Origin of the sequence: Arhodomonas aquaeolei DSM 8974, from assembly GCF_000374645.1 — a bacterium.
GTDB classification, from domain to species: Bacteria; Pseudomonadota; Gammaproteobacteria; order Nitrococcales; family Nitrococcaceae; genus Arhodomonas; species Arhodomonas aquaeolei.
The window spans coordinates 112,763-127,609 of record NZ_KB894806.1; the positions used below are offsets into that span (position 1 = coordinate 112,763).

Here is a 14,847-nt window from a genome sequence, read left to right on the forward strand (position 1 = left end):
CAGGCGATGAAGATCATCATCCTCGGTGCCGGCCAGGTGGGCAGCACCGTCGCACAGAACCTCGCGCACGAGGACAACGAGATCACCGTCGTGGACGTCGATCCGGCCGTGCTCCAGGAGCTCCAGGACCGGCTGGATCTGCGCACGGTCACCGGCAGCGCCACCTACCCGGACGTGCTCGCCCGCGCCGGCGTGGACGACGCGGACATGATCATCGCGGTGACCGACTCCGACGAGGCGAACATGGTCGCCTGCCAGGTCGCGGACACGCTGTTCAACACGCCCACCAAGATCGCCCGGGTGCGCGCGGTGGAGTACCTCTCCTGCCCGCAGCTGTTCTCCCCGGATGCCCTGCCCATCGACGTCATCATCAGCCCGGAACAGCTGGTCACGCAGTACGTCAAGCGCCTCATCGAGCACCCGGGGGCGCTGCAGGTGCTCGACTTCGCCGGCGGCAAGGTCCGCCTGGTGGCGGTGCGCGCCTACTACGGCGGGCCGCTCGTGGGCCAGGAGCTGCGCACCCTGCGCGAGCACATGCCCGGCGTCGAGGCCCGGGTGGCGGCGATCTTCCGGCGGGGCCGGGCGATCATCCCGGAGGGCGACACGGTCATCGAGGCCGGCGACGAGGTCTTCTTCGTCGCCGCGCGCAAGAACATCCGCGCGATCATGAGCGAACTGCGCCGCCTGGAGAAGCCGGTCAAGCGGCTGATGCTCGCCGGCGGTGGTAACATCGGCACACGCCTCGCGCAGTCCCTGGAGGGGCGCTACCAGACCAAGATCATCGAGCGTAACCCCCAACGCTGCCGGCTGGTCTCGGAGCTGCTGCAGAAGACCATCATCCTCCGCGGTGACGCCGCTGACGAGGACCTCCTCCTCGAGGAGAACATCGAGAACACGGATGTCTTCTGCGCGCTGACCAACGACGACGAGGCCAACATCCTCTCGGCCATGCTCGCCAAGCGCCTTGGCGCGCGCACCGTCATGGCGCTGATCAACCGCCCGGCCTACGTGGATCTCATCCAGTCCAGCGAGGACATCGACGTCGCGATCTCCCCGCAGCACGCCACTATTGGGAGCCTGCTCGCGCACATCCGCCGCGGTGACGTGGTCAACGTCTACAGCCTGCGCCGGGGTGCGGCGGAGGCCATCGAGGCGGTGGCCCACGGCGACGCCAACAGTTCCTCGGTGGTGGGTCGGCGCATCGACGAGATTCGCCTGCCCCGGGGGACGACCATCGGTGCGATCGTGCGTAGCGAGTCGGTCATCATGGCCCATCACGACACTGTCATCGAGTCCGAGGACCACGTGATTCTCTTCCTCGTGGACAAGAGCCGCCTCGGTGACGTCGAGAAGCTCTTCCAGGTGGCCGTGACCTTCCTTTAGCCAGGGGTGATCAGAGACGTAGCCATGGGTGATGCGAGACAAGGCCTGCCGGCGGCGTGCCGCAGGGCGGATAAGGCAGTGGTCGCGAACGGCCATGGACGATGGGCGCGCGTGTGCTGGCATGAGGCCTCCTTCCGGGCGGGCGCCAAGGGGGGGTTATGGCGGTGATTCTCCGCGTCATGGGCGTCCTGATGATGCTCTTCAGCCTGACGCTGGTGCCCCCGGTCATCGTTTCGCTGATCGTCGGGGACGGGGAGGTCCTGACCTTCCTGTACGCCATGCTCGTCATCGCCGGAGGTGGCCTGCTGTTGTGGCTGCCCTTCCGTGACCAGAAGCGCGATCTGCGGGCGAGGGATGGATTCGTCGTGGTCACGATGTTCTGGCTGGTGCTTGCTGGCAGCGGTGCCGTGCCACTCGTATTCGGCCTGTCGCCGCACATGTCGGTGGCGGACGCGTTCTTCGAGTCCATGTCCGGATTGACCACCACCGGCGCGACCGTGCTGTCCGCCATAGACGCGCTGCCACCGTCGGTCCTTTACTACCGCCAGCAACTGAACTGGCTGGGCGGAATGGGGATCGTCGTGCTCGCCGTGGCGGTCCTGCCGATGCTGGGCATCGGCGGGATGCAGCTCTACCGTGCGGAGACCCCCGGGCCGGAGAAGGACGCCAAGCTGACACCGCGTATCGGTGAGACGGCCAAGGCACTGTGGGCCATCTATGCGGCACTCACCCTCGCTTGTGCGCTGGCCTTCTGGGCCGGCGGGATGAGCCTGTTCGATGCCATCGGGCACAGCTTTTCCGTGCTGGCCACCGGCGGCTTCTCGCCCCATTCGGCGAGTATGGGGTACTACGATCGCCCGCTGTTGGACTGGATTGGCACCGTGTTCATGTATCTGGCTGCCGTGAACTTCGCCCTGCATTTCGCCGTGTGGCGGGGCCGTGACCTGTCCGCGTTCCGCCGGGACCCGGAGTTCCGCTTCTACACGGGGCTCGTGCTGGTAGCGACGGCGGGTGTGTCGGCGTTGCTCTATTTCGGTGGACGCTACGGCCTAGCCGATGCATTCCGTCACGGCGCCTTCCAGGTCATGACGTTCTCCAGCAATACGGGTCTCGTCACCACCGATTACTATGACTGGTCCGGCATGCTGCCGGCGCTGCTGATGTTCATCAGCATTATCGGCGGCAGCGCGGGCTCGACGGCGGGCGGTATCAAGGCGATCCGGTTCCTGATGCTGCTCAAGCAGGGGTATCGGGAGCTGCTACGCCTGGTTCATCCGCGCGGGCATTTCGACGTGAAGCTCGGCGAGCGTGTGGTCGACGAACGGATCACCTCGGCGGTATGGGGGTTCTTCGCCACCTACATGGCGGTGTTCGGCATAGCCATGCTGCTGCTCATGCAGGACGGGGTCGACCAGGTTACGGCCTTCAGCGCGGTTGTCGCCTGTATCAACAACCTCGGCATCGCATTCGGGGACGTCGCCTCGGGGTTCGCCGACCTCAGTACCTGGGCAAAGTGGCTGCTGTCGCTAGTAATGCTCATGGGGCGCCTGGAGATCTTCACGGTGCTTGTCCTCCTGACGCCTGCGTTCTGGAAGGTCTGAGCCCGGGGGGGGGGGGGGGGGGGGCCGGGGGGGGGGGGGGGCGAGGGCCCGGGGCCACCAACACGGGCCTTGAATTCGCGACCGTTCGGATCCATTAGTTAAATCATGGACATAGAAGCCCTTGAGCGCATGATCCACAGCGGGCGGGACAGCGCGATGCTGCGCCTGACCTTGGGCAATGCCTACGCCCGCGAGGCCGACCGCGAGACTGCCGAGCGGCACCTGCGCGAGGCGGTAACCATCGACCCGCAGTACTCCGCCGCCTGGCGCGCGCTCGGCCGGCTGCAGGAGCGCGGTGGCGACCGCGACGCGGCGCTGGCGAGCTACCGCGAGGGCCTCGCCGCGGCGCGGGCCAACGGCGACATGCAGGTGGTCCGCGAGCTCGAGGTGCGCGTGCGCCGCCTCGGGGAAGCCGAATGAACCGTGGGCCCCGTCGTGTTGACTACACTGGTTGAGAACGGACGATCCGCGTAACACATCGACGCAAAGGGAGCGAGAGCATGGACTGGCAGAAGCAGATGGAAGAGGCGATGAGCGGCTGGACGGAGACCCAGCGCCGGCTCTGGGACCAGTGGTTCGAGGGGATGCGCAGCGCCGGGCTCGGCGGGCCCGCGGCGGATGCCCAGAAACAGCAGGTCGAGGCATGGCAGAAGGCCGTCGAGGAGGCCCTGGAGCGCCAGCAACAGTGGATCCGCAGCCTCTCCGGCGGCGCTGGCAGCGCCGACCCGAGCGACTGGGGCGCCCAGATGCAGCAGATGATGCGGGCCTGGACGGAGACCCAGAGCGAACTGTGGCGCAGCTGGCTGGCCCGCATGGAGGAGATGCAGCCGGCGGTGCGTGACATGCCGTGGTACCGCAACGCGCGGGACGTGCTCGATGCCTGGGAGCAGGCCGGTCAGCAGGCGAGCAAGGCGGCCGGGACATCGAAGTCCGGACGGTCATCCGGCAAGTCTGGCGGCAGCAGCAGCGGCAGCTAGCCAGAAAGGTCGGCGCTGGCCTTTTCGCCGGGTGTTGGCTGCCCGAAGGCAGCGGACACCCGGCGGGGTCTGTTGGCCGTCGGTCGGAACCAACCTACGGGAAACCGGCAAGCGGCGTGACGGCGCGTGAGTTTCAGCGTTCACTGGGCGAAGCCCACCGTCGAGGTCCATCCGGACGGTGAGGCGCTGTCTCGCGGGCAGGCAGGGCCGTGCTGATCCACCGAACGGAAGGGGCGGTCCGTTTCCGGGGCCTTCCACTATCGCCTTGCGATGGACAAAAAAACGCCGGCGCGATCCCTGCGCCGGCTTTCTAGGTTCACTGTGCTGGAGGTGAAACGCGCACGCGACCCCCTCCGTGGGGTCGACCGGCTCCTGCCGGCGTGCGCCACTTCCCTGTGGTTTTTGTTATGGCCGCGGCTTCCTGCTGCGGCCCGCCCGCCCTCAATGGCAGGCACGGGGACAGGATGCCACCATCGCCGGGGGGTGACTGTCAGCCGCCGGTGACAGACCATGTAGGAATTGGCCTACACGGCCGCTACCCCATCCGGAGGAAGACATGATCGCGCTGCTTCAGCGCGTCAGCCGCGCGGCGGTGGACGTCGACGGCAGGACCGTCGCCGCGATCGGCGGAGGGCTGCTCGTGCTCGTCGGCGTTCAGCGCGAGGACGGGCCGGCGGACGCCGCCCGGCTCGCCGGGCGGCTGCTCGCCTACCGCGTGTTCGAGGACGCCGATGGCCGGATGAACCGTTCCCTGACGGATACCGGCGGCGGGCTGCTGCTGGTGCCGCAGTTCACCCTCGCGGCCGACACCCGCAAGGGCAACCGCCCGGGGTTCTCCACCGCGGCGGCGCCGGATGCCGGCCGGCGGCTGTTCGATGCCCTCGTCGGCCACTGCCGGGAGCGGCATGCGGACGTGGCGACCGGCGTGTTCGGTGCGGACATGGCCGTGAGCCTGGTCAACGACGGTCCGGTGACCTTCCGTCTGGCGACCCGGGAGCCCCGCTGAGCCGGGTCTCAGCGGTCACCACAATGCACTGGGAGGCGTGGTATGCTCCGCGCGTCACCCAGCCCAGTTGATGCGAGACCATGGCCGAGCGAACCGCGAGCGTAGAGCGCAACACCCTGGAAACCCGGATCCGTACCACCGTCAATCTCGACGGCACGGGGGCATCCAACATCGACATCGGTGTGCCGTTCCTCGAGCACATGCTCGACCAGGTGGCGCGCCACGGGCTGATCGACATCGATATCCAGGCCGAGGGCGATCACCACATCGACGATCACCACACCGTCGAGGACGTCGGCATTACCCTGGGCCAGGCGCTCGCGAAGGCACTCGGCGACAAGAAGGGCATCCGCCGCTTCGGCCACGCCTACTGCCCGCTGGACGAGGCGCTCTCGCGGGTGGTGGTGGACTTCTCCGGCCGCCCGGGGCTGGAGTTCCACGTTGAGTTCCCGCGCGCGCGGATCGGCAGCTTCGACGTCGACCTGTTCAGCGAGTTCTTCCAGGGCCTGGTCAATCACGCCTGGATCACCCTGCACGTGGACAACCTGCGCGGGCGCAACGCGCACCACGTGGCGGAGACGGTGTTCAAGGCCACCGGCCGCGCCCTGCGCATGGCCGTGGAGCTCGACGAGCGCCAGGCGGGGGTGACGCCCTCCACCAAGGGCGCACTGTAAGGGGGCGTCCATGGCAAGCACCGTCGTTGTCGACTACGGCATGGGCAACCTGCGCTCCATGGCCAAGGCGCTGGAGCACGCCGGCGCCGGGGACGTGCGGGTGACCGATGACGCCGAGACCATCGCCGCCGCGGACCGGGTCGTCTTTCCCGGCCAGGGCGCGGCGCGGGACTGCATGAGTGCGCTGCACGCCCACGAGCTCGTCGACGTGCTCGGCGAGAGCATGGTCCGCAAGCCCTTTCTCGGCGCGTGCATGGGCATGCAGGTCCTGCTCGCCTGGAGCGAGGAGAACGGCGGCATCGATCTGCTCGGGCGCTTTCCCGGGCGGATCCGCCACTTCCGCCACCACTTCACGGCGAAGGACACCGGATTGAAGGTCCCGCACATGGGATGGAACCGCGTGCGCCAGACGACGTCCCACCCATTGTGGGCGGGCATCGACGACGGCGAGTGGTTCTACTTCGTGCATAGCTACTATGCCGAGCCGGACGAGGATGCCCTGGTGCTGGGGCGCACCGACTACGGCGGGCCATTCGCGAGCGTGCTCGGGCGCGGCAATATCTTCGCGACCCAGTTCCATCCGGAGAAGAGCCATGACGCCGGTGTGCGTCTGCTTGCGAACTTCGTCCGCTGGGACGGCGCCGCCTGAGGCGCCGACCGACGAGCGCGCGGCCCGCTGCGGTCGCGATCGAGAACAGGTGAAATGGATTCGGACATGCTGCTGATTCCCGCGATTGACCTCAAAGAGGGCAAGTGCGTGCGTCTGCGCCAGGGGCGCATGGACGACGAGACGATCTTCTCCGACGATCCGGTTGCCATTGCCGGGCGCTGGATCGAGGCCGGTGCGCGGCGCATCCATATCGTCGATCTCAACGGCGCGGTGGCCGGCTTCCCGGTCAACGCGGACATCATCGGGCGCATCGCCGAGGAGTATCCGGACGTGGAGATCCAGGTCGGCGGCGGTATCCGCAGCTTCGATGTCATCCAGACGTATCTGGACGTGGGCGTCGACTACGTGATCATCGGCACCCAGGCGGTGCGCCGCCCGGCATTCGTCGACGACGCCTGCGACGAGTTCCCCGGCCACATCATCGTCGGCCTGGACGCCAAGGACGGGATGGTCGCCACCGACGGCTGGGAGCAGGTCAGCCAGGCCAGCGCCGAGGACATGGCGCGGCGTTTCGAGGCCGCCGGCGTGGAGGCGCTGGTGTTCACCGACATCGGCCGCGACGGCATGATGCGCGGCGTCAACGTCGAGGCGACGGCGCGGCTGGCCCGGGCGGTGGAGATCCCGGTCATCGCCTCCGGTGGCGTCTCCTCCATGGACGACGTGCGCGCGCTGTGCGCCGCGGCGGACAGCGGCATCAGCGGGGCCATCGTCGGCCGCGCCCTCTACGAGGGCGGTCTCGACCTCGCCGAGGCCCAGCGCACCGCCAACGAGCTCACGGGGGCCGCGTAATGGCGCTCGCCAAGCGCATCATCCCCTGCCTGGACGTGGACGCCGGGCGTGTGGTCAAGGGCGTGCGCTTCGTCGACATCCGCGACGCCGGCGACCCCGTGGCCGTGGCCCGGGAATACGACCGCGCCGGCGCGGACGAGATCACCTTCCTCGACATCACCGCCAGCCACCAGGGCCGCGAGACCATCGTCGAGGTGGTCGAGGCGGTGGCGAGCGAGGTCTTCATTCCGCTGACGGTGGGCGGCGGGGTGCGCGAGATCGCCGACGTGCGCCGGCTGCTCAACGCCGGTGCGGACAAGGTCGCGATCAATACCGCCGCCGTGCACCACCCCGAGTTCGTGGCGGAGGCCGCCGAGCGCTTCGGCTCGCAGTGCATCGTCGTCGCCGTGGACGCCAAGCGTGTGGCCGACGTCGACGGCGAGCCGCGCTGGGCCGTATTCACTCACGGCGGACGCCGTGAGACGGGTCTGGATGCGGTGGACTGGGCGCGGCACATGGCCGGGCTCGGCGCCGGCGAGATCCTGCTCACCAGCATGGACCGTGACGGCACCCGCGAGGGCTTCGACTGCGCGCTCACCCGCGCCGTCTCCGAGGCCACCGGCGTGCCGGTCATCGCCTCCGGCGGCGTGGGCTCGCTCCAGCATCTCGTCGACGGGGTGCTCGAGGGCCGGGCGGACGCCGTGCTGGCGGCGAGCATTTTCCACTTCGGCGAGTACTCCATCGCCGAGGCCAAGGCCTACATGGCCGAGCACGGCATCGAGGTGCGCCGATGAGCTGGCTCGACGAGGTTTGCTGGAACGACGACGGCCTGGTGGCGGCGATCGCCCAGGACGCCGGCGACGGCGAGGTCCTGATGATGGCCTGGATGAACCGCGAGGCCCTGGAGCGGACCGCCGAGCTGGGCGAGGCGGTGTACTACTCGCGCTCCCGCGGGCGGCTGTGGCACAAGGGCGAGAGCTCGGGCCACACCCAGCGGGTGCACGAGCTGCGCATCGACTGCGACGGCGATGTCGTGCTGCTGCGGGTGACCCAGGCCGGCGGGATCGCCTGCCACACCGGGCGGCGCAGCTGCTTCTACCGGCGCCTGGCGGACGGGGACTGGGCCGAGACGGCCCCGGTCCTGCGCGACCCGGCGTCGATCTACGGGGGGAACGGCAATGGATGAGCGTATCCTCGAGCGCCTCGCCGAGGTGCTGGAGACGCGCAAGGGCGAGGACCCGGGGCGCTCCTACGTGGCGGGGCTGTATGCCCGGGGCGAGGACCAGATCCTCAAGAAGGTCGGCGAAGAGGCCACCGAGACCGTGATCGCCGCGAAGTCCGGCGACACGGACCATCTGGTTTATGAGACCGCGGATCTGTGGTTCCATACATTGGTCATGTTGGCGCATTATGGTCGGGGTCCCGCCGACGTGCTCGAAGAGCTCGGACGCCGCTTCGGCCTGTCCGGCCTGGACGAAAAGGCCGCGCGCGACGGCGACTAGATCACAAGGCCACCGCCTGCCGGCGGCGGCTGCAGCTGTCAGGAGAGGTTAAATGGGTTTCGGTGGTATCAGCGTCTGGTCGCTTCTGCTCATTCTGGTCATCGTGCTGCTGCTGTTCGGCACCAAGAAGCTGCGCAACATCGGTTCGGATCTTGGTGGTGCGGTGCGCGGCTTCAAGCACGCCATGGATGACGGCGAGAAGGAGAAATCCTCCGATGCCTCCGGCGAGCGGCTCGAGGCCTCCGAGGAGAAGCCCGGCGAGTCCACTTCGGAGACCGAAGAGACCGGCCGCGACCGGCACCACACCAGCTGATCCCGGCATCCGACACCGATGTTTGATGTCGGCTTCTGGGAACTGCTGATCATCGGGGTGATCGCGCTCATCGTGGTCGGCCCCGAGCGGCTGCCGGGGCTTGCCCGGACGGTCGGGCTGTGGGTCGGACGGGCCCGCGCCACCTTCTACTCCCTGCGCGACGAAATCGAACGCGAGTCCGACCTCCAGGGGCTGCGTGACACCGAGCGCGCCCTGCGCGAGCGCGGTCAGGAGTTCCGCGAGAGCGTGGAGCGCACCGCGAGCGAGGTGCGCGATACCGCCGAGCGCACGCGCTCGGAAGTGGAGGAGGCCGCCTCCGCGTCCGCCGAGAGCACCACCGGCGGCGGTGACAGTGACAGCGACGCCGGCGAGCAGAATGCCGGCACAGAGACACGGGACCGTAACGGACAATGAGCGTGGAGCCCCACGACCAGTCGGTGGACGACGACGACCGCCCGCTGCTCAGTCACCTGCTCGAGCTGCGCAGCCGGCTGATGCGCTCGCTGCTCGTCACCCTCGCCGTCTTCCTGGTGCTCTACCCGTTCCGGGAGCCGCTCTACCACTGGCTCGCCGGGCCGCTGCAGGCCGTGCTGCCGGAGGGCGCCCAGATGATCGCCACCCAGGTGGCGACGCCCTTCCTGATCCCGCTCAAGCTCGCGCTGGTCTGCGCGTTCTTCGTGTGCATCCCCTACATCCTCTACCAGGTGTGGGCGTTCGTCGCCCCCGGGCTGTACCGCCACGAGCGCCGGCTGATCTGGCCGCTGGTGGCCTCCAGCGTGGCGCTGTTCTACCTGGGCATGGCGTTCGCCTATTTCGTGGTCTTCCCGCTGGTGTTCCGGTTCTTCGCCGGCGTCACCCCCGAGGGGGTGTCGATGATGACCGACATCGGCGAGTATCTCTCCTTCGTGCTCACGCTGTTCTTCGCCTTCGGTGCCTCGTTCGAGGTGCCGATCGCCACCATTCTGCTGATCCGAAGCGGCGTGATCTCCCGTCGCGAGCTGGGCGCGAAGCGGCCCTACGTGATCGTGGTCGCGTTCACCGTGGGGATGCTGCTCACCCCGCCCGACGTCATCTCCCAGGTGCTGCTCGCGGTGCCGATCTGGCTGCTCTTCGAGCTCGGGCTGATCTTCTCGCGTTTTCTCCCCGGCTCGGCCGATGAGGACGAGTGAGACGCTTACCTTTTGGTAAGAAAACTCACTGGTTTGAGCTCTGCCGGTTTCGCAAGGGGCTGTTTCGGGGTGTAAACCCTTGCCACTGTTGCGCTTGTGACCGGCGGCGCGTATGGTATTAAGCCCGTTTCGCGAAGGCCTTTGGTGTCAGAGATTGAATGAGTGCCGCACGCGAAACCTTCATTTGCGGCAAGGACAGTCGGGCACAGCGTGAGATGAACGCTTCCGGAGCCAGTGCATCCGGCCCTGCAGCACAACGCCCCGGCGGACCCCGGGGCAGGTCCCCGGGGCCGTGCCGCGAGCACCGCGCGGGAGCCCGTCCCGACGGGCGCGCCGGCCGTGTTCCATGCCTGCCGTCCCGCCATCCCGAAGCCGCTCCCCGGCATCCGGTCTCAGCCCATCCCGTGCTCCATCCAACCCCCCTGTCTCCGGCCGCCGGTCGCTGGCGGAGGTGGTGTGGTGGGCTACCTTTTGCCGTAAGTCCGTCCCTGCACACGCGCGTCAATCACCGGGTGATCTTTCCATGAATGGTGCTTTTGAACGGTTACTGCGTAACTCCTATCTCAGCGGCAGCAATGCCAGCTACATGGAGGCCCTCTACGAGGCCTACCTGAACGATCCCGACTCCGTGAACACCGAGTGGAAGCGCTACTTCCAGGGCCTCGAGGCCGGTGACGGCGCCGCCGTGCGGGACGTCCCCCACGGTCCGATCCGCGAGGAGTTCGCCGAGATCGGCCGCCGCCGCGGCCACAACGGCGCGGCCACCGGCGAGATCGCCCCGGAGGTCGCCCAGAAGCAGGCGGCGGTGCTGCGGCTGATCAACGCCTACCGCTTCCGCGGCCACCAGCGCGCCGACATCGATCCGCTCAATCTCCGCGCCAAGCCCGAGGTGCCGGATCTCGATCCGGCGTACCACGGCCTGACCGGGGAGGACATGGACCGGCGGTTCAATACCGGTTCGCTGTTCACCTCGGAGCAGCTCACGCTGCGCGAGATCATCGCCCTGTGTGAGGACGTGTACGCGGGCAAGATCGGCTCGGAGTACATGCACATCACCGACACCGCGCAGAAGCGCTGGATCCAGGAGCGCCTGGAGCGCCCGCGCGCGCGGCCCGAGCTCGACACCGAGCGCCGGCGCCGGCTGCTGGAGAGCATCACTGCCGCGGAGGGCATCGAGAAGTACCTCAACAGCAAGTACGTCGGCCAGAAGCGCTTCTCCCTGGAGGGCGGCGAGGTCATCATCCCGCTGCTCGACGAGGTGGTGCAGCGCGGGGGCAGCCAGGGCGTGCGCGAGATGGTGCTCGGCATGGCCCACCGCGGCCGGCTGAACGTGCTGGTTAACCTGCTCGGCAAGTCGCCGGCGGAGCTGTTCGCCGAGTTCGAGGGCGACTACGAGCTGGACAACGCCACCGCCGGCGACGTGAAGTACCACATGGGCTATTCGTCGGACATCCAGACGTCCGGCGGGGCGCTCCATCTGGCGCTGGCGTTCAACCCCTCGCACCTGGAGATCGTCAACCCGGTGGTCGTCGGCTCGACCCGGGCGCGCATGCAGCGTCGACACGACGCCACCGGCGACGAGGTCCTGCCGGTGCTCATCCACGGTGACGCCGCCTTCGCCGGCCAGGGCGTGATCATGGAGACCTTCCAGCTCTCCCAGGCCCGCGGTTTCTATACCGGCGGCACCATGCACGTGATCATCAACAACCAGATCGGCTTCACCACCTCGAATCCGCTCGACTCGCGCTCGACGTTCTACTGCACCGAGGTCGCGAAGATGGTTCAGGCGCCGATCTTCCACGTCAACGGCGATGACCCGGAGGCGGTGCTGTTCGTCACCCAGCTGGCGATGGACTACCGCAAGCGTTTCCGCCGCGATGTGGTCATCGACGTCATCTGCTATCGCCGGCACGGGCACAACGAGGCGGACGAGCCCTCGGCGACCCAGCCGATGATGTACCAGAAGATCAAGAAGCACACGCCGCTGCGCAAGCTCTACGCCGAGCGCCTGGTCGGGGACGACGTCATCGCCGGCGACGACGCCAAGCGCATGGAGCGCAGCTACCGTGACCGCCTCGACGAGGGTGAGGTCGTCGCACCCAACATGGTCGAGGACGTCCAGAATGAGTTCCTGGTCGACTGGTCGCCCTTCTTCTCCGGCGGCGAGGACCAGGAGGTCGAGACGGCCGTCTCGCTGGAGCGCATCCGCGGCCTGCAGGAGCACCTCCAGCGCCTGCCCGAGGGCTTCGAACTCAACCCCCGGGTGGCGAGCATGATGGAGAGCCGGCGCAAGATGGCCGCCGGCGCGCTGGCCATGGACTGGGGCTTTGCCGAGACCATGGCCTACGCGAGCCTCCTCGAGGAGGGCTGGCAGGTGCGCCTCACCGGCCAGGATTCCGGCCGCGGCACCTTCTTCCATCGCAACGCCGTGCTCCACAACGCGAAGGACGGCACCACCCACGTGCCGCTCAAGGACGTCGGCGAGGATCCGGCGAGCTTCACGGTCATCGACTCGCTGCTCTCCGAGGAAGCGGTGCTCGGTTTCGAGTACGGCTACTCCACCTCGGATCCGCAGACGCTGACGATCTGGGAGGCGCAGTTCGGTGACTTCGTCAACGGCGCGCAGGTGGTCATCGACCAGTTCATCAGCTCCGGGCAGGCCAAGTGGGGCCGGCTCTGCGGGCTGACCATGTTCCTGCCCCACGGCTACGAAGGCCAGGGGCCGGAGCACTCCTCGGCGCGACTGGAGCGCTTCCTGCAGCTGTGCGCGGAGCAGAACATCCAGGTCTGCGTGCCTTCCACCCCGGCGCAGTTCTTCCACATGCTGCGCCGGCAGATGCTGCAGACCACGCGCAAGCCCCTGATCGTGATGACGCCGAAGTCGCTGCTCCGCCACAAGCTCTCGACCTCGGTGCTGGACGAGCTCTCCCGCGGGCGCTTCCACCGCGTCATCGACGAGATCGACGAGATGAAGGTCAAGTCGATCAACCGCGTGGTGGTGTGCAGCGGCAAGGTCTACTACGACCTGCTCCAGGAGCGGCGCAAGCGCGAGCAGGACGACGTCGCCATCGTGCGCGTCGAGCAGCTCTACCCCTTCCCGGAGAAGGAGCTCTCCGCGCTGCTCAAGCGCCGCTACAAGGGGGCCAAGGAGGTGGTCTGGTGCCAGGAGGAGCCCCAGAACCAGGGCGCGTGGTACCAGATCCAGCATCACGTGCGGAACTGCATGACCCGCGAGCAGTCGCTCAGCTATGCCGGCCGGGATCCGTCCGCCTCGCCGGCCGTGGGCTATGCCAAGCTCCACCACGAGCAGCAGCGCCGCCTCGTCGAGGCCGCGCTCGGCTGAACACGAACCGGTAAGCGCATCGCGCCGATAATCCAGGCCCGGGGATGGGGCCACCGAGGACAACAAGCGAGGAATCGATGAGTATCGAAGTCAAGGTACCCGCACTGCCCGAATCCGTGACCGAGGCCACCGTGGTCACCTGGCACAAGCAGCCCGGTGACGCGGTGGAACGCGACGAGAACCTGGTCGATATCGAGACCGACAAGGTCGTGCTCGAGGTGCCGGCCCCGGAGGACGGGGTGCTCGGCGAGATCCTCAAGAACGAGGGCGACACGGTCACCGCCGACGAGGTCATCGCCACCCTCGGCGAGGGCGGCGGTGCGGGTGCCGCGGCGAAGCAGGAGTCTGCCGGGGAGGCGCCGGCCGAGTCCGCGGGCAAGCAGGAGGCCGAGCCGGCCGCCGAGCCCGAGCCGGAGCCCGCCGAGTCCTCCGCCGGCAAGGCCCCGGCTGCCGAGGCGGACGATGACCTCTCCCCCGCGGTGCGGCGCATGGTCGCCGAGCACGACCTCGACCCGTCCCGTATCGAGGGCACCGGTCGCGACGGGCGGATCACCAAGGAGGACGTGCAGCGCTACCTCGACAGCGGCGACTCCGGCGGCGACAGCGGTGCCGCCGAGCGCAAGCCCCGCGAGCCGGAGCCGGCGGGTCGGCGCAGCGCCCCGGCCGAGTCCAAGTCGCCGGAGGCCCCGGCGGTCTCCGAGGCCGCCGCCGGCGGCGACCGCCCGGAGCGCCGCGTGCCCATGACCCGCCTGCGCCAGCGTATCGCCGAGCGCCTGGTGGAGGCGCAGCAGACCGCCGCCATGCTGACCACGTTCAACGAGGTCAACATGAAGCCGGTCATGGATCTGCGCGCCCGCTACAAGGACCAGTTCGAGAAGACCCACGGCATCAAGCTGGGCTTCATGTCGTTCTTCGTGAAGGCCGCGGTCGAAGCCCTCAAGCGCTTCCCCGCCGTGAACGCCTCCATCGACGGCTCGGACATCATCTACCACGGCTACTACGACATCGGCATCGCCGTGTCCACGGAGCGCGGCCTGATGGTGCCGGTGCTGCGTAACGCCGATCAGCTCTCGTTCGCGGAGATCGAGTCCGCGATCACCGACTTCGGCCAGCGCGCCAAGGCCGGCAAGATCAGTATCGACGAGCTCACCGGCGGCACCTTCACGCTCACCAACGGCGGCATCTTCGGCTCGCTGCTGTCCACGCCGATCCTCAACCCGCCCCAGAGCGGCATCCTCGGGATGCACAAGATCCAGGAGCGGGCCATGGTGGAGAACGGCGAGATCCGGGCCCTGCCGATGATGTACCTCGCCCACTCCTACGATCACCGCATCATCGACGGCCGCGAGGCAGTGCAGTTCCTCGTCGCGATCAAGGAGGTCATCGAGGACCCGGCGCGGCTGCTGCTCGAGGTTTAACCGGCTTTAGACAACGGGAGTCA

Annotated in this window: 16 protein-coding genes; all 16 read left to right on the forward strand. The window is 68.1% G+C overall.

Annotation, left to right across the window (positions count from 1 at the left end; genetic code table 11):
* The first annotated feature begins 6 nt into the window (after positions 1-6).
* The 16 genes from trkA to odhB all read left to right on the forward strand — a co-directional run bounded on the left by trkA (position 7) and on the right by odhB (position 14,824).
* Positions 7-1,383 carry a Trk system potassium transporter TrkA gene (gene trkA, locus C516_RS0109200; RefSeq protein WP_018718086.1) on the forward strand — a complete coding sequence of 459 codons (1,377 nt, stop codon included), beginning with the start codon at positions 7-9 and terminating at the stop codon, positions 1,381-1,383.
* Between the two features lie 158 nt (positions 1,384-1,541).
* Positions 1,542-2,984 carry a TrkH family potassium uptake protein gene (locus C516_RS0109205; protein ID WP_018718087.1) on the forward strand — a complete coding sequence of 481 codons (1,443 nt, stop codon included), beginning with the start codon at positions 1,542-1,544 and terminating at the stop codon, positions 2,982-2,984.
* A gap of 105 nt (positions 2,985-3,089) precedes the next feature.
* Positions 3,090-3,404 carry a tetratricopeptide repeat protein gene (locus C516_RS0109210; protein ID WP_026321068.1) on the forward strand — a complete coding sequence of 105 codons (315 nt, stop codon included), beginning with the start codon at positions 3,090-3,092 and terminating at the stop codon, positions 3,402-3,404.
* Positions 3,405-3,484: 80 nt separating this feature from the next.
* Positions 3,485-3,961, forward strand: coding sequence for a hypothetical protein (locus C516_RS0109215; protein WP_018718089.1), 477 nt, complete (start codon positions 3,485-3,487; stop codon positions 3,959-3,961).
* 556 nt (positions 3,962-4,517) lie between these two features.
* A complete protein-coding gene (dtd, locus tag C516_RS0109220; protein WP_018718090.1) occupies positions 4,518-4,967 on the forward strand; it encodes a D-aminoacyl-tRNA deacylase in 450 nt (149 codons plus the stop codon).
* Between the two features lie 80 nt (positions 4,968-5,047).
* Positions 5,048-5,641 carry an imidazoleglycerol-phosphate dehydratase HisB gene (hisB, locus tag C516_RS0109225; protein ID WP_018718091.1) on the forward strand — a complete coding sequence of 198 codons (594 nt, stop codon included), beginning with the start codon at positions 5,048-5,050 and terminating at the stop codon, positions 5,639-5,641.
* A gap of 10 nt (positions 5,642-5,651) precedes the next feature.
* Complete coding sequence (hisH, locus tag C516_RS0109230) at positions 5,652-6,290, forward strand: imidazole glycerol phosphate synthase subunit HisH (RefSeq protein ID WP_018718092.1); 639 nt, start codon at positions 5,652-5,654, stop codon at positions 6,288-6,290.
* A gap of 66 nt (positions 6,291-6,356) precedes the next feature.
* Entirely contained in the window at positions 6,357-7,100 is a 744-nt protein-coding gene (gene hisA, locus C516_RS0109235) for a 1-(5-phosphoribosyl)-5-[(5-phosphoribosylamino)methylideneamino]imidazole-4-carboxamide isomerase (RefSeq protein WP_026321069.1), read from the forward strand.
* The gene (gene hisF, locus C516_RS0109240; protein ID WP_018718094.1) at positions 7,100-7,873 is read left to right on the forward strand and encodes an imidazole glycerol phosphate synthase subunit HisF; all 774 of its coding nucleotides are present in this window, start codon (positions 7,100-7,102) and stop codon (positions 7,871-7,873) included. The genes hisA and hisF overlap by 1 nt, the downstream gene beginning before the upstream one ends.
* Positions 7,870-8,265, forward strand: coding sequence for a phosphoribosyl-AMP cyclohydrolase (gene hisI / locus C516_RS0109245; RefSeq protein ID WP_018718095.1), 396 nt, complete (start codon positions 7,870-7,872; stop codon positions 8,263-8,265). Before hisF ends, hisI begins: the two co-directional genes overlap by 4 nt.
* Entirely contained in the window at positions 8,258-8,581 is a 324-nt protein-coding gene (locus C516_RS0109250; protein WP_018718096.1) for a phosphoribosyl-ATP diphosphatase, read from the forward strand. The genes hisI and C516_RS0109250 overlap by 8 nt, the downstream gene beginning before the upstream one ends.
* Positions 8,582-8,633: 52 nt before the next feature.
* The gene (tatA, locus tag C516_RS0109255; RefSeq protein WP_018718097.1) at positions 8,634-8,894 is read left to right on the forward strand and encodes a Sec-independent protein translocase subunit TatA; all 261 of its coding nucleotides are present in this window, start codon (positions 8,634-8,636) and stop codon (positions 8,892-8,894) included.
* An 18-nt stretch (positions 8,895-8,912) separates the two neighbouring features.
* Positions 8,913-9,308, forward strand: coding sequence for a Sec-independent protein translocase protein TatB (gene tatB / locus C516_RS19150; RefSeq protein ID WP_018718098.1), 396 nt, complete (start codon positions 8,913-8,915; stop codon positions 9,306-9,308).
* Complete coding sequence (gene tatC, locus C516_RS0109265; protein WP_018718099.1) at positions 9,305-10,063, forward strand: twin-arginine translocase subunit TatC; 759 nt, start codon at positions 9,305-9,307, stop codon at positions 10,061-10,063. Before tatB ends, tatC begins: the two co-directional genes overlap by 4 nt.
* Positions 10,064-10,586: 523 nt before the next feature.
* On the forward strand, positions 10,587-13,406 hold the full coding sequence (locus C516_RS0109270) for a 2-oxoglutarate dehydrogenase E1 component (RefSeq protein WP_018718100.1): 2,820 nt from the start codon (positions 10,587-10,589) through the stop codon (positions 13,404-13,406).
* A 77-nt stretch (positions 13,407-13,483) separates the two neighbouring features.
* A complete protein-coding gene (gene odhB / locus C516_RS0109275; protein ID WP_018718101.1) occupies positions 13,484-14,824 on the forward strand; it encodes a 2-oxoglutarate dehydrogenase complex dihydrolipoyllysine-residue succinyltransferase in 1,341 nt (446 codons plus the stop codon).
* The last annotated feature ends 23 nt before the right edge of the window (positions 14,825-14,847 follow it).